Source organism: Flavobacterium sp., from assembly GCF_044348915.1.
Taxonomy (GTDB): domain Bacteria; phylum Bacteroidota; class Bacteroidia; order Flavobacteriales; family Flavobacteriaceae; genus Flavobacterium.
In genome coordinates this window covers 1-24,794 of record NZ_JBIKRX010000040.1, presented here as the reverse complement: position 1 = coordinate 24,794, position 24,794 = coordinate 1, and the positions used below count along the sequence as shown (strand labels likewise).

At 35.2% G+C, this 24,794-nt stretch carries 21 protein-coding genes and 1 pseudogene; 11 read left to right on the top strand and 11 right to left on the bottom strand.

Going from position 1 to position 24,794, the window contains the following annotated elements; genetic code table 11:
• Positions 1–103: 103 nt before the first annotated feature.
• Positions 104–772 carry a DpnI domain-containing protein gene (locus ACIQ1E_RS08460; RefSeq protein WP_396170488.1) on the bottom strand — a complete coding sequence of 223 codons (669 nt, stop codon included), beginning with the start codon at positions 770–772 and terminating at the stop codon, positions 104–106.
• 137 nt (positions 773–909) lie between these two features.
• Positions 910–1,217 (bottom strand): annotated as a pseudogene (locus tag ACIQ1E_RS08455) (tRNA uridine-5-carboxymethylaminomethyl(34) synthesis GTPase MnmE); the annotation flags it as partial.
• Positions 1,218–1,383: 166 nt separating this feature from the next.
• Here ACIQ1E_RS08455 and ACIQ1E_RS08450 point away from each other — a divergent pair.
• Positions 1,384–4,161, top strand: coding sequence for a family 10 glycosylhydrolase (locus tag ACIQ1E_RS08450; protein ID WP_396170487.1), 2,778 nt, complete (start codon positions 1,384–1,386; stop codon positions 4,159–4,161).
• A 266-nt stretch (positions 4,162–4,427) separates the two neighbouring features.
• Here the strand turns inward: ACIQ1E_RS08450 and mnmE are convergent, their stop codons facing one another.
• Entirely contained in the window at positions 4,428–5,819 is a 1,392-nt protein-coding gene (gene mnmE, locus ACIQ1E_RS08445) for a tRNA uridine-5-carboxymethylaminomethyl(34) synthesis GTPase MnmE (RefSeq protein WP_396170485.1), read from the bottom strand.
• Between the two features lie 360 nt (positions 5,820–6,179).
• On the opposite strand from mnmE, the gene ACIQ1E_RS08440 reads away from it, so the two are divergent.
• Positions 6,180–7,952 (top strand): DNA mismatch repair protein, encoded by a 1,773-nt coding sequence (locus tag ACIQ1E_RS08440; RefSeq protein WP_396170484.1) that lies wholly within the window; start codon positions 6,180–6,182, stop codon positions 7,950–7,952.
• 302 nt (positions 7,953–8,254) lie between these two features.
• Positions 8,255–9,085 carry a universal stress protein gene (locus ACIQ1E_RS08435; RefSeq protein ID WP_396170482.1) on the top strand — a complete coding sequence of 277 codons (831 nt, stop codon included), beginning with the start codon at positions 8,255–8,257 and terminating at the stop codon, positions 9,083–9,085.
• 122 nt (positions 9,086–9,207) lie between these two features.
• On the opposite strand, the gene dnaN is transcribed toward ACIQ1E_RS08435, so the two are convergent.
• The 5 genes from dnaN to ACIQ1E_RS08410 form a co-directional block, all read right to left on the bottom strand.
• Positions 9,208–10,326 carry a DNA polymerase III subunit beta gene (gene dnaN / locus ACIQ1E_RS08430; RefSeq protein ID WP_396170481.1) on the bottom strand — a complete coding sequence of 373 codons (1,119 nt, stop codon included), beginning with the start codon at positions 10,324–10,326 and terminating at the stop codon, positions 9,208–9,210.
• A 289-nt stretch (positions 10,327–10,615) separates the two neighbouring features.
• Positions 10,616–12,301 (bottom strand): gliding motility-associated ABC transporter substrate-binding protein GldG, encoded by a 1,686-nt coding sequence (gldG, locus tag ACIQ1E_RS08425; RefSeq protein ID WP_396170480.1) that lies wholly within the window; start codon positions 12,299–12,301, stop codon positions 10,616–10,618.
• On the bottom strand, positions 12,301–13,026 hold the full coding sequence (gene gldF, locus ACIQ1E_RS08420) for a gliding motility-associated ABC transporter permease subunit GldF (protein ID WP_396170478.1): 726 nt from the start codon (positions 13,024–13,026) through the stop codon (positions 12,301–12,303). Before gldF ends, gldG begins: the two co-directional genes overlap by 1 nt.
• A gap of 71 nt (positions 13,027–13,097) precedes the next feature.
• Entirely contained in the window at positions 13,098–13,394 is a 297-nt protein-coding gene (locus ACIQ1E_RS08415) for a putative quinol monooxygenase (protein ID WP_396170476.1), read from the bottom strand.
• 45 nt (positions 13,395–13,439) lie between these two features.
• A complete protein-coding gene (locus ACIQ1E_RS08410; RefSeq protein ID WP_396170475.1) occupies positions 13,440–14,267 on the bottom strand; it encodes an S-adenosyl-l-methionine hydroxide adenosyltransferase family protein in 828 nt (275 codons plus the stop codon).
• 126 nt (positions 14,268–14,393) lie between these two features.
• Here ACIQ1E_RS08410 and ACIQ1E_RS08405 point away from each other — a divergent pair, with 126 nt between their 5' ends.
• From ACIQ1E_RS08405 to ACIQ1E_RS08390, 4 genes are all read left to right on the top strand, one after another.
• Complete coding sequence (locus tag ACIQ1E_RS08405) at positions 14,394–14,906, top strand: hypothetical protein (RefSeq protein WP_396170473.1); 513 nt, start codon at positions 14,394–14,396, stop codon at positions 14,904–14,906.
• A gap of 20 nt (positions 14,907–14,926) precedes the next feature.
• Complete coding sequence (locus ACIQ1E_RS08400; protein ID WP_396170471.1) at positions 14,927–15,877, top strand: PhoH family protein; 951 nt, start codon at positions 14,927–14,929, stop codon at positions 15,875–15,877.
• Positions 15,878–16,112: 235 nt separating this feature from the next.
• Positions 16,113–16,925 carry a Cof-type HAD-IIB family hydrolase gene (locus tag ACIQ1E_RS08395; RefSeq protein ID WP_396170469.1) on the top strand — a complete coding sequence of 271 codons (813 nt, stop codon included), beginning with the start codon at positions 16,113–16,115 and terminating at the stop codon, positions 16,923–16,925.
• Positions 16,926–16,994: 69 nt separating this feature from the next.
• Positions 16,995–17,945 carry a phosphoribosylaminoimidazolesuccinocarboxamide synthase gene (locus tag ACIQ1E_RS08390; protein WP_396170468.1) on the top strand — a complete coding sequence of 317 codons (951 nt, stop codon included), beginning with the start codon at positions 16,995–16,997 and terminating at the stop codon, positions 17,943–17,945.
• Positions 17,946–17,986: 41 nt separating this feature from the next.
• On the opposite strand, the gene ACIQ1E_RS08385 is transcribed toward ACIQ1E_RS08390, so the two are convergent.
• Positions 17,987–18,445 (bottom strand): DUF1801 domain-containing protein, encoded by a 459-nt coding sequence (locus tag ACIQ1E_RS08385; RefSeq protein ID WP_396170466.1) that lies wholly within the window; start codon positions 18,443–18,445, stop codon positions 17,987–17,989.
• Between the two features lie 287 nt (positions 18,446–18,732).
• Here ACIQ1E_RS08385 and ACIQ1E_RS08380 point away from each other — a divergent pair, with 287 nt between their 5' ends.
• A complete protein-coding gene (locus ACIQ1E_RS08380; protein WP_396170464.1) occupies positions 18,733–19,437 on the top strand; it encodes a hypothetical protein in 705 nt (234 codons plus the stop codon).
• Positions 19,438–19,824: 387 nt separating this feature from the next.
• Here ACIQ1E_RS08380 and ACIQ1E_RS08375 read toward each other — a convergent pair whose 3' ends face one another.
• The gene (locus ACIQ1E_RS08375; RefSeq protein WP_396170462.1) at positions 19,825–20,778 is read right to left on the bottom strand and encodes an L-threonylcarbamoyladenylate synthase; all 954 of its coding nucleotides are present in this window, start codon (positions 20,776–20,778) and stop codon (positions 19,825–19,827) included.
• Positions 20,779–20,939: 161 nt separating this feature from the next.
• Here ACIQ1E_RS08375 and ACIQ1E_RS08370 point away from each other — a divergent pair, with 161 nt between their 5' ends.
• On the top strand, positions 20,940–21,074 hold the full coding sequence (locus ACIQ1E_RS08370; protein ID WP_396170460.1) for a hypothetical protein: 135 nt from the start codon (positions 20,940–20,942) through the stop codon (positions 21,072–21,074).
• A gap of 72 nt (positions 21,075–21,146) precedes the next feature.
• Positions 21,147–22,124, top strand: coding sequence for an ABC transporter ATP-binding protein (locus ACIQ1E_RS08365; protein WP_396170458.1), 978 nt, complete (start codon positions 21,147–21,149; stop codon positions 22,122–22,124).
• Between the two features lie 146 nt (positions 22,125–22,270).
• On the opposite strand, the gene ACIQ1E_RS08360 is transcribed toward ACIQ1E_RS08365, so the two are convergent.
• Entirely contained in the window at positions 22,271–23,359 is a 1,089-nt protein-coding gene (locus tag ACIQ1E_RS08360) for a M42 family metallopeptidase (protein WP_396170456.1), read from the bottom strand.
• Between the two features lie 83 nt (positions 23,360–23,442).
• Here ACIQ1E_RS08360 and ACIQ1E_RS08355 point away from each other — a divergent pair, with 83 nt between their 5' ends.
• Positions 23,443–24,120 carry a DUF4294 domain-containing protein gene (locus ACIQ1E_RS08355; protein ID WP_396170490.1) on the top strand — a complete coding sequence of 226 codons (678 nt, stop codon included), beginning with the start codon at positions 23,443–23,445 and terminating at the stop codon, positions 24,118–24,120.
• The last annotated feature ends 674 nt before the right edge of the window (positions 24,121–24,794 follow it).

Here is a 24,794-nt window from a genome sequence, read left to right as displayed (position 1 = left end):
CATCTTCCTTAAATCGCTTGTTAAATGTTATTGAATTCACACCTATAAATTTCTCCCTTGTACTCATTTGACAAAGGTAATACTATTTTCGTTTTTGGGCGGCCTAAACGCCTATACCTATAATTTTTAATTTATTTTCAAAAGCATAAAGTTCATCTAATGTAAAAGATTCCTTTTTAATTTCCTCAACACAATTTAAAATATCTAATATCCAACCTCTCGATTCTAAACTTTTAGCCCTTAAAAAATCAGTCCTTTTTAATTTTATATGAACTTTTTCTTGTTCAATTATTTTTGAATTTTCAACTATAAAAATTCTTCCACTTTCAGGGACTTTTGAAATATCAATATTACAGCCAATCCAGCCTGCTCGTTTAGCATTTATGGATAAAGGTTTTCGTTTGATTATAATTTCTGGAGTGAAAAAATGTTTTGGAATTACTAAAAAATTGTCCACAATATTTTTATCATAGGTCAAAAAGAAAAAATTTGGATTTGTATCCGAAGTAATCCTTTTTATCATACTGTCATAAGCACCATCATTAATTATGGTACTTAATTTTCCGTTTTTACTTTTTAATTCAAATTCTTCTTTACAACCAAAACAATAAAAATCTGCAACAGGCATATTATTTTCAAAATCATTCAATGGCAATTGACCGCAGTTTGGACAGTATGAATTTTCTTTTACCCAGTTTTCGGTTAAAACTCTTGCAATCTGAGAATTGCTTTTATATCCTTCTGCTATGTCTATATTGAAATTTAGGTTCATTAAAAGGTTGAATTTGCTTTCATTTTTGTATGTTAAAATCCAAAAATACCTTTTTTTAACTTTAGTTTTTTACAATTGAAATTAATTTAATTAGATTTTTTATGAACACACTATTTCGCCAGAGAAAAGAAGGAGATTTATTTTCGGATGCAAAAGTTGGCAAAGATATTTCCCAACAATTCATCATTCATAACCTGCCCGGTAATTGTCCTAAAATGATACAAGGCTTCCTTAATATCAATAGCCATTAAATCACTCGAAAGATTAGTTTCTAGTTCGTATTTACTTTCTGGATTTCGTCTAAAGCTTTCAATAAAGAATCCTAATGTCTTGTATTGGAGACGATTGTTTCATTATTTCGCAAGGCATCCGTATTCACAAACGAGAGCAACTGGTTTTTGAGATCTTCAGCCTCAATATTCTGTTTAGCGGAAATGGTGGGTAAATTACCTCTTAAACTTATTGAAGAAATTTCAGTTATACTTATTTTTAGGCTTGAAGAAGAATTTTTAAATGTATTTGTTATTTACATTATTAAAAAAAATAATTTATTATTTAGTAGTTACATATTAAAAAATGTTAATAAATTTACAGTCACTTATTCAAAATTGATGAAATTTTTTTATTTAATACTATTTTTTGCAAGTTCTTGCATCGTAAATGCACAAATAGATTGGAAAAGATCTAGTGCAACTGGTGACCTACCGACTTGGATGGGCACAAGCAATACCGAAAGAGGTATTGCCGCCCTAGGCGACAAAATTTATGTGGTTTCTAGAAAATCAGGAAACCTAATTAAAGTAATTAATGGCACTAATGGTATCGATTTACCAGATATCATTAATTACACAGCTGTTAGCGGCGGTACTTTTGCTTTAAATGACGTAGAGGTTAGTAGCAATGGAGCAATTCTGGCTTGTAATTTAACAGAAACATCAAATAGTTCCGCTTTTAAGATATACCGCTGGAATTCAGAAACTGCAACTCCATCGCTATATATTTCTTTTCTAAATACTGGCGTTGTTGCAGATAATCTTCGATTAGGTGATTCATTTACAGTAACTGGAGACATCACTGGAAACGCCGTAATTATGGCAGGTGGTCAAGTTTCTGGAACTTCAGGAACATCGGCTGTACATAAAATAGTGCGATGGATTGTAACCGGAGGTGTTTTAGGAGAACCAACTATTATTACGCTTAGCTCTTTAGGAATAACTAGTGGTAATTTAGTGGCAACACCTGAAACAATTAGCACGAATCCAAATTTTTTTATAAAATCTAACGGCAGGGCAATTTATAAATGCAATTCAAATGGAACACTAACTACCGAAACTACATCACTTATTGCTTCATCAGCTAATGATATAAAATATTTTGAAATAGGAACGAAAAAGTATATTGCTGCATTTTCCTATGGCACAGGAAGTGAGAATGTAAAATTGATAGATGTAACTTTCGGTTTGTCATCAGCTACACTTATTGCTTCGACCCCAACTCTTGGAACAACTGCTAATGCTAATGGCACCGGAGGATTGGCGATAAAAACAGTTCCTGATCCTTTAGGCGGATCTGCCAACTCCATTATTGTTTATGCCCTTAGTACGAATAATGGAATAAGTGGTACTACACTTCTAGACAGTGGAGGGATTGCTGTAGCCGCTCCAACAGCAGCCGCTCAGAGCATTTGTAGTAACCCTGGAACAGTCGCCAGTTTAACAGCTACAGGAACAAATTTAAAATGGTATAATAGTGCAACTGGCGGCACTCCTTTAGCTACAGCTACTGCTGTAGTAGCAGGAACGTATTATGTTTCTCAGACTGTTTCTAATTTAGAAAGTTCTAGAACTCCAGTTGCTGTTACCATAACTGCTTCAACAACTACCGGGAGTATAACTCAATCACAAGTAGGAGGAACTTATACTTGGCCAGCAAATGGATTAACTTATACTTCCAGCACAACAGTAACTTATGTCTCGGGATGTAATACAGCTACTTTAAATTTGACAATCACTCCCGCTACCGATGCAACCCAAGTCGCAGTCAAAGGGATAAAAGGTGTCTGGGTAACCAATGTAGCTTCTACGGCTCTAAATTCTTTAAATAATATTAAAGAAACTGTACGAATTTGTAAAAATTCATCGATTACTGATATTTATGTAGTGGTTTGGAATAAAGCAAGAACCCTCTATGTAAGCGATATAATGAATCGAGAATTTGGAATTCCAATTATGGAAAGTTTTTCTGGACGAGATCCATTACAGGAAATGATTACTGAGGCACATAAAGAAAACATTAAAGTTCATGCTTGGTTTGAGTATGGATTTGCGGCATCAAATGGTCAAAATGGAGGTATAATACTGGCAAAATATCCGCAATGGAGTGCTCGCGATATTAACAAAGCTTTATTAGTTTCGAGTAACGGTTTCGAATGGATGAATGGTATCAATCCTGAAGTTCAAAATTTTATAAAATCTCTTGTTATTGAGGTAGTAAAAAAATACGATGTTGACGGAATACAAGGTGATGATAGATTACCAGCTATGCCTGTAAAAGGAGGATATGATGATTATACTGTTGCATTGTATAAATCAGAAAACGGAGGTGCTTCGCCGCCAACAAACGAAAATAACACCGCATGGATTAATTGGAGAACAGATAAATTGACTGAATTTCTTGGAGATTTATATAGCGCTGTAAAGGCCGAAAAACCCAATGTTATCGTTTCTTGTTCGCCAAGTGTTTCGCCTTGGGCCAAAGCAAATTATCTGCAAGATTGGCCTACTTGGTTGGATAAAAAGTATTGTGATTATGTAATACCACAAATATATAGATATGATTTTGCATCCTATCAGTCAACACTAAAATCACAAGTTTCTGCTTTAAAAAACAGTGCCGACAAATCAAAACTTTATGCTGGTGTTTTAATCCAATCTGGAACCTATAATTCTACAAATCTATATTTAGAACAAATGGTTAATGAAAATAGAGTTAATGGTATTAGTGGAGAAATTTTCTTCTTTTATGAGGGATTAAAATTTAATTCCGAGTATTTTACAACTAAGTACCCATTAAGTGATTTAACAATTTCGCAGCCAACAACACCACCAACTTTAGCTTTATATCAAGTTGCAACACCAGTTGTAGACGAGTTCGACGTTATAGTCTATCCAAATCCCTCTTCAGATGTATTTATACTTGAAGTTCAATCATTTGGAAAAGGAAATGCGGCAATAGGAGTTCAGGTTTATGATATGACCGGAAGATTAATTAAACAAGGTCAAGTTAAATCTAATACAATTAAATTTGGAGAAAATTATCCACCTGGTGTTTATAATGTTATTGTAAACCAAGAAGAGAAAACGAAAACATTTCGTTTGATTAAGAGCTAATTTTAATATTTTTTTTGAGAGAGGCTACCCGAAAGAACAGCTTTTTTTTTGTAAATCAAAAAAACCTAAAAAAAACTATATTCTATATTATCTAACCCACTTAAAAGCTGTTTTATCAAATAATTTACTGCAGCTTTAAGGATTTAGCTAAGAAAAATAATTAGCCATTGCGATTTCCTTTTTTACTGTTTTTTTATGATTAGAACAATATCGATAAGTTTATAAAAAAGACATACTGCAAGGCTTTGGATAGATTGCTTTATGTTTTACTTTCCGATACAAAAGTTGGCAAAGATATTACCCAACAATTCATCATTGGTAACTTGACCCGTAATCATCCCAAAATGATACAAAGCTTCGCGAATATCGAGTGCCATTAAGTCGCTCGATAGGTTAGTTTCGAGTCCGAATTTCACTTTCTGTATTTCGTCCAAGGCTTTTAATAAAGAGTCGTAATGTCTTGTATTGGTGACAATTGTTTCATTATTTCTTAAAGATCCGGTATTGACAAATGAGAGCAACTGGTTTTTGAGTTCGTCGACTCCTTCTTTATTTTTGGCTGAAATTAGTAAAATGTTAGGAATCTCTTTTTCTATGTTTTCGATGGAGTCTGCAGCTAATAAATCTTTTTTATTACCAATGACTATTAAAGGTTTTAGAGGGAATTGATTTCTGATTTTTTGAATTTCAATCTTTATGTTTTCAAAACTGCTCACTGAAAACTGAATACTGTCCACTATGTATAAAACCACCTGCGCTTGTTCTATTTTTTCAAAAGTTTTACGAATTCCAATGCTCTCAACGTGATCTTCTGTTTCGCGAATTCCAGCTGTATCGATAAATCGAAATCCTATGCCACCAATCACCAATTCGTCCTCAATCGTGTCCCGAGTTGTTCCCGCAATATGCGAAACAATGGCGCGTTCTTCGTTCAATAAAGCATTCAGTAAAGTCGATTTCCCTACATTGGGTTCACCTACAATCGCCACAGGAATCCCGTTTTTGATGACATTCCCCACCGCAAACGAATCAATCAGGCGTTTCAACACAAACTCAATCCGATTCAGTAGTTCGTGAAATTGACTTCGGTCGGCAAATTCTACATCTTCCTCGGCAAAGTCCAATTCGAGTTCGATCAGGGAAGCAAAGTTCAATAGTTCTTCTCGCAGTTTGGCAATCTCATTCGAGAAACCGCCACGCATTTGCTGCATTGCAATTTGGTGTGACGCTTCATTATCAGACGAAATCAAATCGGCTACCGCTTCGGCTTGGGACAAATCGAGTTTGCCATTCAAAAAAGCACGTAAAGTAAATTCTCCTGCATTGGCCATTCGGCAGCCTTTTCTAAGCAACAACTGAATAATTTGCTGTTGGATATAGGTAGAACCATGACAGGAAATCTCGATGGTATTCTCGCCCGTATACGAATTTGGCCCTTTGAAAATGGAAACCAAGACTTCGTCCAATACTTTCTGTTCGTCAACGATATGCCCCAAATGCAAAGTATGCGTTTTTTGCTTGGTTAATTCTTTGTTCTTAATTGATTTAAAAACCGAATTGCCAATAGCAATTGCCTCCTCGCCGGAAAGTCTAATTATGGCAATGGCTCCAGCTCCAGAAGGTGTGGCAAGCGCCACTATAGAATCGTTGTTCAGCATTTTTTTTATTCTTGTTTGCAAATGTACTAAATCTTGATAAGTTTCTGTTTTTTTATGCGAATTGAAAACGGGGCTAATGCCAGGGCATTCGCTTTTAAGATTTTGGTTATTGATACTATATTTCGATTTGTATATAATGGCACACAGATGACGCAGATGGAACGGATTTTACACAAATTCTCATTCTTTTTACTGAATTAAGATAAGAAATCCGTGCGAATCAGTATGATCAATGTCATCTGTGTCCCAATTATATTATTTGATAAAAAACAAGCTAGCATTTAGTTTTAAAAGCGAATGCCGTGCTCTAATGCGAACTTATACCTTGCAATTCTTATATTTGTGTTTTATTACAAAAAAATGGAATCGTACCAATCAAGAAGTCAACACTATTCGCAGGATTTAAAAAAAATCAAAACAAAATACAATACTATCAGTTTACTTCGCTTGGGGAGTATTCTTCTTTTCTTCCTTTCAGGCTATTACTATCTTCAAGATAGCCAAATAGCGTTCTTGATATTTTCGCTTGCGTCTTTAATTGCTTTTTTCCTGTTGATGCGATTTCATACTAAGTTGCAATTTCAAATGAAGATGGTAGAAGCCCTGATTGCGATCAATTCTGATGAAGTTGACTATCTCGAAAACAACAAAATTCCTTTCGAAAATGGAGCAGAGTTCATCGATTTTCACCATCCTTATGCCTATGATTTGGATATTTTTGGCAATCATTCCTTGTTTCAAAATTTGAATAGAACCGCTACTTTTATTGGCAAGAAGACTTTTGCCAACCAATGTGTTCAACTTTTGCCAAATGAAGAAATCATCCGCAACCAAGACGCAATTAAGGAACTTACCGATAAATTAGTTTGGCGTCAAGAGTATAGCGCTTTGGCCAAAATTAGTCAGGACACTAAACGCTCTTATGAGTCGCTGTTGCAATGGAGTACATTCAATAGCACGCCATTATCCAAAGGGACTGTGGTTATTTCGATACTTTCGCCTCTGCTTTTTCTGGGCTTTGCTTTGTTGTATTGGATGACTTCAAATCTTATGGTATTGAAGGTCTTGAGCTTCGTATTTGTTTTCAATTTGGCTTTTTTGGGTAGGTTTATGAAAAGAATTCAACTCGAAATTGCGAACTCATCGAATATTGATAAACTCATTGCGCAATACGGTTTGCTGTTGCAAAAGATTGAAGCGGAATCTTTCCAGGCTGAGAAATTAGTTCATTTACAAAAGGAATTGTCTTTTAAAGATCAAAATGCAAGCGTGCATCTGAAGCAGTTAGCTGGCTTGTTTTCGAGTATGGACAGTATTCAAAATTTGATCACCGCGGTTTTATTCAACGGGACTTTTTTATACAATCTGCACGTCTTTAAATCGTTGATGGAATGGAAAAATCAGCACTCTCAATCACTTGAAAATTGGCTGGCTGTAATTGGAGAATTTGAAATGCTGAACAGCTTGGCGAATATGTCTTACAACAATTCCGACTTCGTTTTTCCTGAATTGAATTCCAATTTTGAAATTTCATTCGCAGATTTGAGCCATCCTTTGCTTTCTAAAAAGGGTAGGGTAGGCAACACCATCGATTTTCAACCTCAATCTTTTATGATTTTAACGGGTTCCAATATGTCGGGCAAGAGTACATTTCTGCGAAGTTTAGGAATCAATATGGTTTTGACTGGAATGGGAGCAGCAGTGTGCGCAACAAGAGCCAAAGTACATCCGATGCCGGTTTTGGTGTCGATGCGATTATCGGACTCTCTATCAGACAGTGAATCCTATTTCTTTGCAGAAATCAAGCGCTTGAAACAAATTATGGACGAATTGGAGCAGCGGCCTGCTTTTGTACTATTGGACGAAATCCTAAGAGGAACCAATTCCGACGATAAACGAAACGGAACAATCGAAGTGATCAAAAAAGTGATTGCTAAGAAAGCGATTGGAGCGATCGCCACTCACGATATTGAAGTTTGTTTGACGACCAAAGACTATCCAGAAACCTTAATCAACAAGTGTTTTGAGGTCGAAATTGCTAACAATGATTTGCACTTTGACTTTGTACTACGCGATGGGATTTGCAAGAACAAGAGCGCTACTTTCTTGATGAAAAAGATCGGAGTTATTTAAACGTAACCGCTATTGAGCCATTTTTTTAACTCTTAAACCATTTTAAACTCTTAAATCCTTAAACATCGTAAACTCGTAAACAACAGTTTAGGGTTAATATTTTCATAAACATCTCATAAATAGTATTGTATTTCTATTTTTTTTGCTTAAATTTAAGGTAGAAAATTAGTAGAGCGCAATTGCACTTTTATTGGAGAAGGCATTTCAACAATGACAATTTTTTTAAATTGAAATTGAATTTGATTAGCTCTACAATACAGACAATTAATAACTGCATTTGAAATAACTTTAACTTAGTCAATATGAAAAAGATTTTGTTTCCCACAGATTTTTCCGAAGCTGCAACCAACTCCTTTGTACACGCTTTGGAGTTTGCAAAAATTGTGAATGGCGAACTCATTTTATTGCATACTTTTGAACTCCCAATTTATGACAATCAGTTTGTACCTGTGAATTATAACTTGGTTTTTGATTCCCTTCAATTGACTGAATTTGATATGTTTAAAGAAGAAATTCCAAAACTTCACGCCATTGCCGAAGCACGTAAGCTTGGCCACATCAGAATGAGTCACCGCTTGATGGATGGAAGTTTACTTTACAATATCAAAAAAGCAATCACTGAGGAGAAAATTGATTTTATTGTAATGGGAACTTCAGGATCGACCGGTTGGGAGGCCTTCTTTTTGGGCAGTAATACTGGTAATGTTTTGGCAGCGGTCGATGTGCCTGTTTTGAGTGTTCCATTAGGATCAAAATTTAATAAAATTGAAACTATCGGATTCACCACTCGCTATCGGGATAAAGACAAAAAAGCACTCAAAGAAGTGTTGAAAATTGCCAAAAAAACCCACGCCAAAATAAATTGTTTGTACGTAAGAACAAATAAATCCGATGTTTCACCATCTACTATAAAACAATGGGAAGAAGAATTTGTTGGCGAACCGATTCAATTTTCAATAATTCCTAGTGATGATGTGCAAGACACTATCGCAGACTTTATTTTGTTCAAAGGTATCGATGTCTTGGCAATGTTGACGTACAAAAGAAACTTTTTCGTTGAATTGTTCAAGCCTAGTTTGACGCAGAAATTTTCAAATAAATTGCATATACCAGTTTTGGCAATGCACGAATAAAAGAAAAGCCCCAATTTCACTAGAAATTGGGGCTTTCGAATATAAAAATGGTTTGGTTAGTTAGCTTTTAAAATCTGCCATCTGCAACCTGCAACCTACTATCTGCAACCTGCCATCTGCAATTAATTATTCAGCATTACCGGCATTACCAACATAGTCACCGTTTCGCCCTCTTCTAAACCATCAACAGGAGTAAGAATTCCAGCTCTATTTGGCAAAGACATTTCAAGCATAATCATATCCGATTGTAAGTTGGTCAACATTTCGGTTAAGAATCGAGAATTGTATCCAATTTGCATATCATCTCCTTGATAATCACAAGTCAATCTTTCCTCAGCTTTGTTCGAGTAATCAATATCTTCGGCAGAAATATTCAATTCAGCACCAGCTATTTTCAAACGAATTTGGTGAGTAGTTTTGTTAGAGAATATCGCAACACGTCGAACAGAATTCAAAAATTGTGTTCTGTCAATCAATAATTTGTTTGGATTTTCTTTAGGAATAACCGCTTCATAGTTTGGATATTTTCCGTCAATCAAACGACACATCAAAATGTAATTATCGAAAGAAAAAGTCGCATTTGAATCGTTGTATTCAATCTTCACTTCGGCATCCGAAGCACCTAAAATATTTTTAAGAATAGTCAAAGGTTTCTTCGGCATAATGAAATCGGCTACTTGTGAAGCTGTTACATCAGTACGAGCATATTTTACCAATTTGTGAGCGTCCGTAGCAACAAAGATCAATCCTTGTGGAGAAAATTGGAAGAAAACACCCGACATTACCGGACGTAAATCATCATTTCCTGCAGCAAAAATGGTTTTACTAACCGCAGTTGCTAAAACATCGGCTGGAACCAAAGTCACAGAAGGTTCGTCTAAGTTTACCGCTTTTGGAAATTCTTCTCCCGGAGCATACGCCAAAGCATATTTTCCTGAGTTAGAACTAATTTCGATAGTACTATTTTCTTCAACAGTGAAAGTCAAAGGTTGCTCTGGAAAGGTTTTCAAGATTTCCAAAAGTAGTTTTGCAGGAACAGCAACACTTCCTTTGCTAGTAGAATCGATGTCTAAAGTGGCTGACATTGTTGTCTCTAAATCAGAAGCCGAAACCGTCAAAGTGTTATGATCCAATTCAAAAAGGAAGTTATCCAAAATAGGTAAAGTATTACTGCTGTTGATAACATTACCTAGAACTTGTAATTGTTTTAATAAGTACGAACTCGATACTATAAATTTCATAGGAAGATTATATTTGTTTTTTATTGGAATAGGGCATCGCTATTATCCTAAAGGCGATACAGTCTACAAATATATCGTAAACTATCGTAAGAATAAAACTTTTTTTATTAACATTTCTTGCAATTACAACTGAGCCAAAAAATTTTCAAACAATGTTTTTTATTGTTTTTTCAACCTGTAAGAGAGTAAGGAAATTAAGTTTTTTTTATGGTCTTAATGGACCTTAATCTCTTAATGGTTTACAAGAAATATTTTAATGTTTATCGCATTTATACAGAACCATCGCGGATTACTTAGCATATTTTCTCTTTCTCAAAAAGCTAAAAACAACTCCAAAAAGCCCTAAAATAAGCAGTGGTAGCCCAATAGTGAGGATTTGTGTTCGGGTATAACTTTCGTAAACTTTTTCCTTATCTAATAAAGGCAAATCAAGATCTTTACTCCGAATGTTAATAAGTCCGCTGTCATCCAATAAATAATTGACGCAATTCATCAAGAGATCCTTGTTGTCATACAAATTCCCAGAGCGTTGATCAAAGCCCAATTCCACCGGTTGAAAGTTTTTATCCAATTGGTTGCGAATCAAATCACCATCCGAAATCACAATCATTTTATTGTCCTTGCCTTGGGCCTGAAAGCTGGGCTGCGCAAAAGGCAACACCCGATTTTCGTACACCGAATGAAACGAACCTTCCAGCAAAACCGAAAGCGAAATATTTCCGGTATTCAAATAATGATTGGGAGAGGTGGCTTCTTCTACAATTTTCAAATTAATCTCAACAGGCGAACCAATGCGTTTCGAATATTGAGACGATTGCAACAAAACCGTTTTCTTGATGCCGTTCTTCAAAGTGTCTATTCCACTAACATAATCGAATTTGATTCCACCCAAATTTTTCACGATAGGATGTTGGCTGATAGGATACACTTGCGGTGCAAATTTCCAATTGAATTCCTGATATTGCGTGGCACTTCCTTGTTCTCCAGTGGCCAATTTTATTGGGCTTCCTTGTTCATCTTTGACCAAGTCTGGATTGATGCGGAATCCGTATTTGAAGAACATATCATTCAAATTCAAATCTCGCGGAAACGCCAAAGTTGCACCATATTCGTTGTACAAACTGTCCATTTCCATATTGACTTGATCTACCAACCACAGTGTTTTTCCGCCATTAATGATAAATTGATCCAAAACTTGCTTTTCGGAATCGGTGAAGGTTTCCGTTGGCTTGGCTATAATGGCTAAGTCGTATTTTTGCAAAGCTTCTAATCTTCCTATTGGGTTTTTGGCTACGGAATCCAAAGGAAAAGGAGCAATGTGGTAACTTTCTCGAACTTGCATCAGGAATTTAGCAATTTGCACATCTGCGAGTTCGCCGTTTCCTTTGATTACGGCAATTTTCTTCTGTTTGGCTTTGGTGATTTTATTGATGCCATCAGCGATAGAATATTCCAAATGTTGCACTGAACCGACCACTTTTTGAGTTGTCGAAGCGCCCATAATATTTTTCAACAAAGGAATATTGACTTCCTTATTGTTGTAAACGGCAATCGCCCAAGGGAAAACCATCTCCTGAGACTGTTTTCCTTTGTCGTCAACGGTGATGTTTATTGGAGTAAGACCTTTTAAATACAACTCCTTGATGTTGTCCATACTTTCGTCTTCGTTCTCCAATGGATTGACAAATTCGAAAATAATGTTTTTATTGTACGCTTGAAACTCTTCGAATAAATCTCTGGTCTCGCTTTGCAAACGCTTGAATTCCGCAGGTAAATCGCCTTGCAAATAGATTTTTACATACAAAGGATTTTGTACTTGCTTGATGATATTCAAAGAAGTAGTCGAAAGCGTGTATCTTTTGTCTTTGGTTAAGTCAAAACGATGGAAAAAATAACTGCTAATCACATTCAAAACCAAAAGTAATGCAACGACAATCAACAGGGATTTTATATTGTTTTTATTGGAAGTTGTCATTAGGATTTAATCGATTTTAGGTTATAAACGGTAAAGGAAAGGAACAAGACAGTAATGCTCACAAAATAAACCACATCCCGACTATCAATCACACCACGACTCATACTTTTGAAATGATCTTGCATTCCAAAAGCTGAAATCAGCCCTTGAAAACTAGGGATAATAGTTGCCAAACTTTCGAAACCAAAATAAAAAAAGAAACACAAAAACACGGCAACAATAAAAGCTACAATCTGATTTTCGGATAGAGTAGAAGTGAAAATTCCAATTGCAGAATAGCCGGCAATAAGAAACAACAATCCAAAATACGATCCCATTGTACTGCCCATATCAATATTTCCTTCGGGTGAACCTAGACTTGAAATGACCCAAACATAAATGAAAGTTGGAACAATCGCCAGAACGATTAATAACATCGAACCCAAGAATTTACCGTTCACGATTTGCCAAATACTCAAGGGTTTTGTGAGCAATAATTCTAGAGTTCCTTGCTTTTTCTCATCCGAAAAACTACGCATAGTCACCGCAGGAATCAGAAAAATCAGAATCCAAGGAGCCAAAGAAAAAAACGGACTCAAATCGGCAAAACCGCTATTCAAAATATTATATTCTCCCTCGAAAACCCAAAGGAATAAACCGTTCCCAATCAGGAAAACGGCAATCACCAAATAACCAATTGGCGAGCCAAAAAAGGATTTAATTTCTCTTACTATTATTGATTTCATATTGTCATTACGAGGAACGAAGCAATCTCATTCCGTTTATATTTGTTTATTGTTAAATGACTGACCACTAATTACTGCAAACTGGCAACTTTATCTACACTCCACGCTTCGGGTTTGTCGTTGAATAATTTTTTTGTGAATGCCCAAACTTCATTAAAAAGCTCCGATTGTCTATAATTTTCCAAGTCTTCTTCGGTTTCCCAATAACTGTATGTAAAGAAAAGCGATGGATTGGTTTTGTCCTGATACAGTTCCAATAAACGGTTTCCGGGCGCGTTTCGTATTTTATCTTTGATAATTTCGAAGTTTTCCAGAAATGCTGGAATATTTTCTTCGTGAAAGGACATTTTTACTATTCGTATGAACATTTTTAATTTTAGATTTAGGAATTTTAAACTGATTACTAAAAACTGCTAACTGAATACTATATTGATAACATCCCTATAATTCAATCCCAGCAAACTATTGGCAGAACCTAATTTTGATGGATTACTCTTGAAAATAGCAATTTCTAGAAATCCCGCTTCATTGAAAATCGCTAATTTTTCGCCTTCATAATTCTTCAATGGATATCTATCAGAACTTGCTATCGCAGAATAATTGGGCAGAATGGTTTTGACAATTTTGTTTTTAAACTGAATTTCGTACGGCCTGCTTTTGGCTATTTCCAAAAATTGCTTTTTAGAAATATTGGTTACCGCATTGCCAAAATGGTCAATGTAAATCACGTATCCTTTTATCGAACTTCCGTCATTGGCAGTAACAGCTTGTAATTCGGTGACTTGCTTGATGGCTTTTATTTCTTTGCCAATCACGTTCAGCAAACCGCCTTTGGCAATATGACAAGCGACTTTTACGAAAACATCCAAATCGGTCGCATCAGTGGGGAATCGGTCGTGAATGTTGATAGAGACAATTTTTTGAGGTATAATTTTTTGCACCAGCATACTCAAAATGCCATTATCGGCGGCAATAAAATAATGATCGTTCCATTGCATCACGATATGTTGGTTTTCTTTGTTGAATTCCATATCCACACCAATAAGATGCACACTACCTTTTGGAAAACTGGAATAAGCCGCTCCAATAATGTAACTCGCTTCTAATGTGTTGAATGCGTCAATATTGTGTGAAATATCAATAATAGTAGCCTCGGAATACTCGGTCAAAATCTTACCTTTCAAAGCACCAACAAAGTGGTCTTTCAAGCCGTAATCGGTGGTAAGAGTAATTATTGACATAAAATTGTTTATAAATAAAAAGCGAATGCAAGCTAAAACTCATTAAATTTGAGAAATGCAAAGCTAAAGTATTTTCGGCTTTAATTAATTAGATTTTTACATTTTGAATTTAAAATAAACCCCAATATGATTAAAACATTATTAGTTCTCTCACTTTTCTTTTGCATTTTACAATCTCATTCTCAAAAATTGGTGTCCAAGTCTAATGGAACTATTTTAAATTCTGAAAACCAACAAATTTCGCCTGACCAAGTTAGGGAATTATTAAAAAACAATCAAAAATTATTAGCCGATTATAATGCCGGAAGGTCTAAAAAAACCGTTGGTAATGTTTTGCTTATTGGAGGATTAGGCTTAATGGCTATCGATGTAGTGATAGGAGCAAATACCGATGGCAATACTACCGTGACTGGAAATTCAATACAAACCGAGCGTAATTATCCTTCCGCATTGACTTTTGTCGGATTAGCAGCTTTGGCAGTGGCCATTCCCGTTAAAATAGGCTTTTCCAAAAAGATTAAAAATGTTGTCAATGAGTATAATTATCAATCAACATTAGGATACAATGCATTAAATAACTCAAAACTAGATTTAATTACCAATGCCAATGGAATTGGCTTACGACTTTCCTTAAATTAATAACTTAAAAACTACCGCTTTTGAACGAAAGAATCATCGAGCTCATAGACATCGCTCCAAAAGATTTTTGGGGCGCTCAAGACACTCATCTTGAAATGATTAAAAAGTATTATCCCAAACTGAAAATTGTAGCCCGAGGAACTACGCTGAAGGCTTTTGGCGAAAAAGAAGTCTTAGATGAGTTTGAGAACCGCTTCAACCGCTTGATGCTTCATTTTACACGCTACAACAACATTGATGATAACGTCATTGACCGCGTACTGCAAAGTACCATTCAGGAAGACGCCAAAGGGTTTGGTCACGACAAAATTTTGGTACACGGTGTAGGCGGAAAGATCATCAAAGCGATGACTCCCAATCAGCAATTGCTGGTCGACACCATGGTTAAAAACGATATGGTTTTTGCTGTGGGTCCAGCAGGAACAGGTAAAACCTACACTGGTGTGGCTATGGCCGTAAAAGCGTTGAAAGAAAAGCAAGTCAAACGGATTATTTTGACTCGTCCTGCGGTCGAAGCCGGTGAGAATCTTGGTTTTCTTCCTGGTGATATGAAGGAAAAACTAGATCCCTATATGCAACCTTTATACGATGCTTTGCGTGATATGTTGCCGAACGAAAAGCTCGAGGATCATATCGCAAAAGGAATTATCCAAATTGCACCTTTAGCATTTATGCGAGGACGAACGCTGGACAATGCCTTTGTCATTCTTGATGAAGCCCAAAACACCACACATTCTCAAATGAAAATGTTCCTGACTCGTATGGGGAAAAACGCCAAGTTTATGATTACTGGCGATCCGGGCCAAGTCGATTTACCGAGGCGAACGATTTCGGGTCTGAAAGAAGCTATTTTAGTTTTGAAAGATGTGGAAGGAATTGGAATCATTTACCTCGACGACAAAGATATTGTACGCCATCGCTTAGTCAAAAAAGTGATTGATGCCTACAAACAGATTGAAAATCACGATTAGAAATTCATCAAAATAAATTTTATTTTCAGCCACAAATTACTCGAATTGTCACTAATTTCTTTTTATTAGCTATAAAATTTGTGAAAATTTGTATAATTTGTGGTAAAGTTTTTTTAGAGTATTTCAGACTTGAAATTATGTTGTTACCTATTTCTTTTGTGGCTTTAACTCTTTTCATTGCGTAGCTTTTCAAAATAGAATAAATTTGCAATTCTTCAAGTAGAGACGAATTAGCATGAGTTTAAAACAAAAAGTAAAAGTTATAATTACCGATTTAGACGGTACCTTATTAAATAACAACCACCGAGTTTCCGAATATACAAAGACCGTTTTTCGCAAGCTTTCCGACGAAAATTACTTAATAATTGTCGCGACAGGTCGTCATCATTTAGATGCAATGCCACTTTTAAAAAATTTAGGCTGCCTTTTTTACTTGGTAACCTCTAATGGTGGCCGCATTCATTCCCCTAAAAAAGAACTGCTTTACTCCTTTGATATAAAAAGTGAGTCCATAAAATCGGTTTTAGATTTAGGAATCGACTCTGAGTTTACAACAGTGTTATTCCAAGAAAATGTTTGGTTATCGAATAAAGTAAATGAAAAATTAAACAGTTTTCAAGAGGAAATGAATTATCCCAATGAAATTGTAGATTTTGAAAAGGTCAAGGATTTGAGTGCCATAAAATTATTTTTCACTCACGACCACCATCACAAATTACTGGAACTAAAAGATCGGATAATGAAAGACCATTCTGAGGAATTTCATTATGCTTTTAGCCTTCCTTTTTGTTTGGAATTTATGGACAAATCAGTGGACAAAAGTGTGGCTATCGCTAGAATTTTGGAAAAAGAAGACCGCTCTTTCGAGGAATCAATTGCGTTTGGAGATGGTTTCAATGACGAAAAAATGCTTGTTGCAGCTGGAAAATCTTTGATTATGGAGAATGCTGTTGAAAGTTTTAAAAGCAAACTTCCCCAAATGGAAGTGATTTCTTCTAATGAAAAGGACGGTGTTGCAAGATATTTGTCAGCGCTACTTTTGTCTTAATAAATCTCGAATGATGCTTTTTGGCTCGAAAATATTGCTAAATTTGCATTTATAAAATAACACACTACAATGAACACAATAACTACAACGAATTTCAATTTTCCGAATCAAAAATCAGTATACCGAGGCAAAGTAAGGGAAGTGTACAACATCAATGATGAACTTTTGGTTATGGTGGCAACCGACAGGCTTTCGGCTTTTGATGTGGTTTTACCAAAAGGGATTCCCTATAAAGGTCAAATATTGAACCAAATTGCTACCAAATTTATGGAGCTTACGCAAGATATTGTACCCAATTGGTTGCTGGCAACACCGGATCCAAGTGTGGCAGTTGGTCATTTGTGCACGCCGTTCAAAGTAGAAATGGTAATTCGTGGTTATGTTTCAGGTCACGCCGCTCGTGAATATGCTGCAGGAAGAAGACAAATTTGTGGCGTTACAATGGCCGAAGGATTAAAAGAAAACGACAAATTCCCAGAACCAATCATTACCCCAACGACCAAAGCTGATAATGGATCGCACGACGAAGATATTTCACGTGAAGACATTTTGTCAAAAGGGATTGTTGCCGAGGAAGATTATTTGGTTTTAGAAAAATATACTCGTGCTTTATTCCAAAGAGGAACCGAAATTGCTGCCAGCCGCGGATTGATTTTGGTTGATACTAAATACGAATTTGGTAAAACCAAGGACGGTGTTATCGTTCTTATTGATGAAATCCATACACCAGATTCTTCACGTTATTTTTATTCAGAAGGATATCAGGATAGACAAGATAGGGGCGAAGAGCAAAAACAACTGTCTAAAGAATTTGTTCGTCGTTGGTTGATTCAAAACGGTTTCCAAGGGCAAGAAGGACAACAAATCCCGGAAATGACCGACGAATACATCGAAACCGTCTCGGAAAGATATATTGAGTTGTATGAAAATATTCTAGGTGAAAACTTCGTAAAAGCGGATATTACAAATATTAACGAACGAATCGAAAAAAATGTTTTGGAGTATTTGGCGAATAGATAATCGCTAAATGTTATGATACCAAAGCCGCTATTCTAATCGAATTAGCGGCTTTTTAGTTGGCGTTCGTAGCAACTAATCCAATCTTCTACGGTCATTTTTCCTGCAAGTTCGCCAAGTAAATCAAAAGGTATTTGGTCGATTTTTTTGAATCGAATACAACTTTTGCCCATATCCAATTTTTGCTTACAGTGTTTAGGATACTCAGTTGTAAACCAATCCATAAGTTCAGGACTTGCATAGATGCCCATATGGTACAAGGCAATAAAATTCTTTTGCGAAGCAATACTCAAAAAGGGCAAGGGTAGTTTAGGATTGCAATGATATCCGCTTGGGTAGAGGTCATGAGGAACTACATAACCCAACATTCCGTAACTCATTTCTTCTTGAAATCCTTTTGGAAGATTATTCAAAACGCTATTTCGGAGTTTTAAAAAGAACTCTTTTATTTCTTCGGGAAGTTCATTTATGTATTCTCCGACTGTGGTGACTGTAGATTGCATAGTTTTTCTTTTTCGTAAAGATATTATTTTTCTTTTTTCTCTATTCCTTGTCCTAGCTTTTTTTGGTGTAAATTAATTTATTTTTTTTATTAAAGATCTTGTTTCTATGTGGTTATAAGAGAATTGTGCTGAAATATATTGGTTGCCTCCATTTTTGAAATATTAAATTATTGTTAAATATCAGTACTATGCAAAACAAGATACTGTCTTTTAGATATATATTTGCATAGGATATTATTATATGTTTTTAGTAAATACGAAAAAATAACTTTTAAAAAATAACTATTATGAAAAATTTAATCATTTACACCGGACTTGCATTAGTTGTATTAACTAATTTAGACAATAAATCTGTTGATTACATGAGTGGAGTAGTAGCTTCACAAGAATCAAAAAAAGAAGTTGCAGCCACTAATAGTGTTAAAGCAATTATTTCAACTACTGGGCAAATAATTTTAACTAAGGAAGTGAAACAAATCGGTTATAGCAAAAAACATAGCTCCTCTCGGCATTTTTCAAATCTTGATTTAGTTAAATCAAACTATGTCCTGGAACCTGTCGAGATAGTTTCAACACAGAATGTTGCAAAAACTGCTGACCAACTTATCGCAGAAGACAATGCAATTACAGGGAATAACATTTCGAATGAAACACTGATCTTGGATTTTAATATAATCAACAGTATTGTAGAAGATTATGTGTTTGTTGAGTCTACCAACATTCAAAAAAGAAAAAAAACTGCGGATCAACTTATTGCCGAAGATAATGCAATTACAGGGAATAACATTTCAAATGAAACACTGATCTTGGATTTTAATCTAATCAACATTATTGTAGAAGATTATGTGTTTGTTGAGTCTACCAACATTCAAAAAAGAGAAAAAACTGCTGATCAACTTATTGCTGAAGACAATGAAATCACCGGAAACAACATTTCAAATGAAACCCAAGCTTTGGATTTTGATGTAATCAATAAACTTTCTAAATCTTGAAGATAAACAAACTCTAAAATATAAGCGAAAAGGGAAAGTAAATAATCTAATTTTACTCAAAAAGCACCATTACGGCTCGATAATGATGCTTTTTTTTATGCTTAATATTGAGCTCTTAGTTTTTTTGAAGTTGCTTATCCTGAGTTTTCGAAAATAAAACTAAACCCGAAATGGCATTAATAGTAGCAAATAACATATCGGACTGTGCTATTATAAACTAATCTGTTCAGAATATCTTACGATACTATGCTTCCAATGGTATTGTCTATATTGACACGAAAAAGAAATAATTGTTATACCCTATATCGGTGGCATTGCCGGCAATAAAAAATTTTTTTTTGCATCAATTTTCTCTTTATTGTTGCAAATTACGTTTGATACTAAAATTTATTTTTTTGTGGCGCGTTCCAATCTGTCATTAATTGATTTTCCTAATCCGATATCCGGAAATCGTTCAGCGATAATAATATCGAGATGGAGTTTATCTAAGTTATGTAAAGCACTATATAAGTTGGTTGCCGCTTCCTCTAAATTATTATTAATTGATAAAATTTCTTGATGAATGACGTGTTGGCTGTTTATTTTTTGTGAGAATAATAAAAGGCCTATTTTCTTACCCTGAAACGACTTTATGCTTTGCTCAATATTTTTCTCTAAAATCGTAGTTGTTGCTGGGGCATAGTGTTTTGATAACATACCAGGCGCATCGGGAGTATGCTCTTCCTTATTTTTAATTTTTACTAAACCAATTACAGATTCTATATCCTCAACAGCAATTGCACCTAATCTATATAAAATGGGGTCATCGCCTTCAAATCCAATAATTGTTGATTCAATACCATTTTTACAATCACCTCCATCAAGAACCATTTGAAGTTTATCGCCAAAATATTCTTCAACATGTATGGCTTTAGTTGGGCTAATACAACCAAAAGGGTTTGCACTTGGAGCAGCTAGCGGAAAACTTAATTGTTTCAGCAAAGCTAATGTAACCGGATGATTAGGTATTCGTATGGCTACAGAATCTTTTCCTGCAGTGATCAAATCAGGCACTTTACTATTCTTTTTTAAAACCAAGGTCAAGCCTCCAGGCCAGAAAGTACTTGCTAGTAAACGAGCTTTATCTGGAATATAACTGGTTAATTCCTCTAATTGATTGATATTATGAATATGAACAATTAGAGGATTAAATAACGGGCGATTTTTCGTTTCAAAAATTTTAGAAACAGCTGTTTCACTATATATATTTGCAGCTAAGCCATAAACAGTCTCCGTAGGAATGGCTATTAACTCGTTTTCATTTAATATTTCGATTGCTTTTTGTAAATTGTCGGATATCATTTTATTTAAATCTTTGATTCAACTAATTAATGCAACTTTTGACAGGAATAAATAAAGTAAATTTTTTCAGAAAAAGAAAAGAAAATAAAATATATTCTTTTCCAGTTTTCGCCAAAGTAAAATTTGTAAAACTAGCTCTTCGTCCAAAATTCGCATTAAATATGAATCATTTAAAACGAGCCCAAAGATACACAATAGCGGTATTTAAAAAAGAAAATCGCTTGCAAACTTTTATTGCAGAACAAAAATACAAAAGCAAAGCGGTTGAGTTTCCAAAATTTCACGCTAAAACATAGAAACAATTCTATAAAAATCATTATAGATTTCTTTTAATAAACTGTGTAAATTTGCACCTTTAAACACAGATAATGCTACAGGTAAAAAATATTTCCTTCACTTATGTCGATAATCCCGTTATCCAGAATCTTAGCTTCGAAATTGCCAAAGGTCAGAATGTAGCTCTAATAGGGGAGAGTGGTTGCGGTAAAAGTACGTTGTTAAAACTTTTATACGGAATGTATAATTTGGATAATGGCGAGATATTTTATGATGGCAATACGATACTCGGGCCAAAATACAATCTAATTCCGGGCGAAGATTACATTAAGTATCTAGCCCAAGATTTTGATTTAATGCCCTACATCACAGTCGAAGAAAATGTGGGCAAGTTTTTGTCTAATATTTATAAGGCTGAAAAGGAAGCGAGAGTTCAGGAGCTTTTGGCAATGGTCGAAATGACGGAGTTTGCCAAAGTAAAAGCAAAATACTTAAGCGGTGGTCAGCAGCAGAGAGTGGCACTAGCAAGAGTTTTGGCTTTAGAACCCGAAATTCTCTTACTAGATGAGCCGTTTAGCCAGATAGATTCCTTTCGAAAAAATTCACTTCGTCGTAATTTATTCAATTATTTCAAGAAGAAACAAATCACTTGTATCATCGCGACCCACGACAGCGCCGAAACTTTGTCTTTTTCGGATGAAACAATAGTATTACAAAATGGAAAATTGATTGCAAGCGGAAATTCAAGACAACTTTATAACAATCCACCTAGTTATTATGTTGCGTCGCTTTTTGGCGAAGTTAATGAATTGAAAAAGTCTCATTTTTCCGATTCCGATGAAGCAGATGAAATCGTATTATTTTTTCCCCACCAATTGAAGCTAGTGGAAGCGGGAAAATTCAAAGTCATCGTCAAGCAATCGTATTTCAAAGGAAGCCACTATTTGATTAAAGCTGCATTCGAACGAAAAGCTGTTTTCTTCGAACACCACTCAGAATTAGACTCGAATCAAGAAGTGAGTTTGCTCCCCATCAAAGCCTCATCAAAGCCCCATATACTCTCCATATAGAGTATGAAAACCTTACCTATACAATCATTCATTTATACGTAAAAATAACTAGGCGTTCGAATACAAATTATAGCTTCAAAATACATAAAAAATCCTTTCCTCTATAGTACTAAGGAAAGGATTTCAAGTTTAGGGTAACGAAATTGCTATTTGAAATACGAAAAAGTTTCCTCGTTTTCTATTTTCAATAAAGTTTCATAAATCAATTTGATTACATTCTCCAAATCATCACGGTGTACCATTTCAACCGTAGTGTGCATATAACGCAACGGCAAGGAAATCAAGGCCGATGCCACACCGCCATCACTGTAGGCAAAAGCATCGGTATCAGTTCCCGTAACTCTCGAAGAAGCCAGTCGTTGAAAAGGTATCTTTTTCTCTTCAGCGATATCAATAATGAGTTCTCTCAAATTGTTTTGCACAGCAGGAGCGTAAGTAATTACGGGACCTTTTCCAATTTTGGTTTCACCTTCAATTTTTTTGTCAATCATCGGTGTAGTAGAATCGTGGCAAACATCAGTAACGATGGCTACATTGGGTTTGATGGTTTTGGCAATCATTTCGGCACCTCGAAGTCCTACTTCTTCTTGAACAGCATTGGTAATATACAAACCGAAAGGCAGTTTGATTTTGTTTTCGTGCAACAAACGAGCCACTTCAGCAATCATAAAACCTCCCATTCTATTATCGATGGCGCGGCAAACAAACTTATTTTCGTTCAAAACCATAAATTCATCCGGATAGGTAATGACACAACCCACGTGAACGCCTAAGGCTTCAACTTCTTCCTTCTTCGAACAACCTATATCAATAAATAAATTGTCGATTTTTGGAGTTTCTTCCTTTCCACGATTGCGAGTATGAATAGCAGGCCAGCCAAAAACACCTTTTACAATGCCTTTTTTAGTATGAATATTGACTCTTTTCGAAGGGGCAATTTGATGATCAGAACCACCATTTCGAATCACATAAATCAATCCATCATCCGTAATATAGTTCACATACCACGAAATTTCATCGGCGTGCCCTTCAATAACTACCTTATAAGGAGCATCGGGATTAATGATTCCGACTGCAGTGCCATAAGTGTCAGTAATAAATGTATCTACATAGGGTCTTAAGTAATCCATCCACAGTTTTTGTCCAGAACTTTCATATCCTGTAGGGGAAGCATTATTCAAATAGTTTTCCAAAAATGTAAGGGATGTCTTTTTTAATATCGATTTTGAACTCATAAATATTTTTTTGGCTAAATTAAAAAAATGGCACTACAGTTGCATATAAATGTATAATTTTGTCTCATATATTATATACAGCTATGAAGATTACTAAGTTTTTGTTGTTATTCCTTTTTTTAGCCCTTTCAATCAAAGCGCAAGTAGCTCCAAAAGACAGCATAAGTTCGGGATTTTACATCAGAGATAATGATACTATTTTCAAAGACACCATTCAATTAGAGGAAATAGTGCTTTATAAAGGGAAAATTGATATTGAATCAAAAAAACAATTTGAACTTCTTAAAAATCGGGTGTACAGGACTTATCCATACGCAAAACTAGCTTCAGAACGATTGACAGCACTCAATAGGGGGATGGCTAGCCTAAAAACAAATAAAGAAAAGAAAAAATACTTCAAAATAGTCGAAGGTTACCTGAACAATGAGTTCGAGGCCCAACTCAAAAAACTATCTCGCAAGCAAGGTCAAATACTTATTAAGTTGATTTATCGCCAAACAGGAGTAACCACCTATGATTTGGTCAAAACCTTAAAAAGCGGATGGACAGCATTTTGGTCAAACACGACGGCCAAAATGTTTGATCTCAACTTGAAAGCACAATATTTGCCGTATCAGGTCAACGAAGATTACCTTATAGAAACGATCCTTGTGAGAGCCTTCGAGTCACGCAGACTGATCAATCAGCCACCTGCAAAACCTGTGGACTACGACAACCTAACCGATTTTTGGATAAACAAAGCAGTAGAATCAGCCAAATAAATTCTTTTTTGGCGTTCCCTTTCAGGTCGGGCTATTCGTTTCAATCTATTATGTCTTCCTGATTGTCATCGGAAAGACATAATAGGATTTCCACTTCACACGAGCAAAGCGAACTGGCGAAGCAATCCCTAACGCAAATACCTATAAAGAGACAATTTCTACTTTCTCTTACGATTAAGAAATACTATTATAGTAGAATGCAATTCAATTTTTAGCTACGAAGTCAATCAAGTCAAAAAAAGTTTCTATTTCAACCTGCGGGATTTCAGTGGTTTAAAAAATACTTTCAAAAAACTTCAAAAAAACACTTGTTTAAATCAATATTTAGAGTACTTTTGCACCCGCATTCAAGCAGACGTTCTTTTATAATATCGAAAAAAAACAACAAAAAAAGTTGTGTGGATTTCAAAGATTGTATATCTTAGGCCTCCGCAAAAATCAATTTTGATTGTTGAAATTTTATTTCAAAAATAAAATATTTTTTTCTTGCATAACAAAAAAGAAGTTGTACTTTTGCACCCGCTAACCGAGAGGTTGGTTAGGAAATAAAAAAACGAAAGTTCTTAGACATATTGAATTGACAGCCGTTTTAAGAGAGATCTTAGAACAAGAATAAAGAGAGTAAGAGAATCGTAGAGACGATGATTTATCACGTCTTTGCAAAGATAAAAACC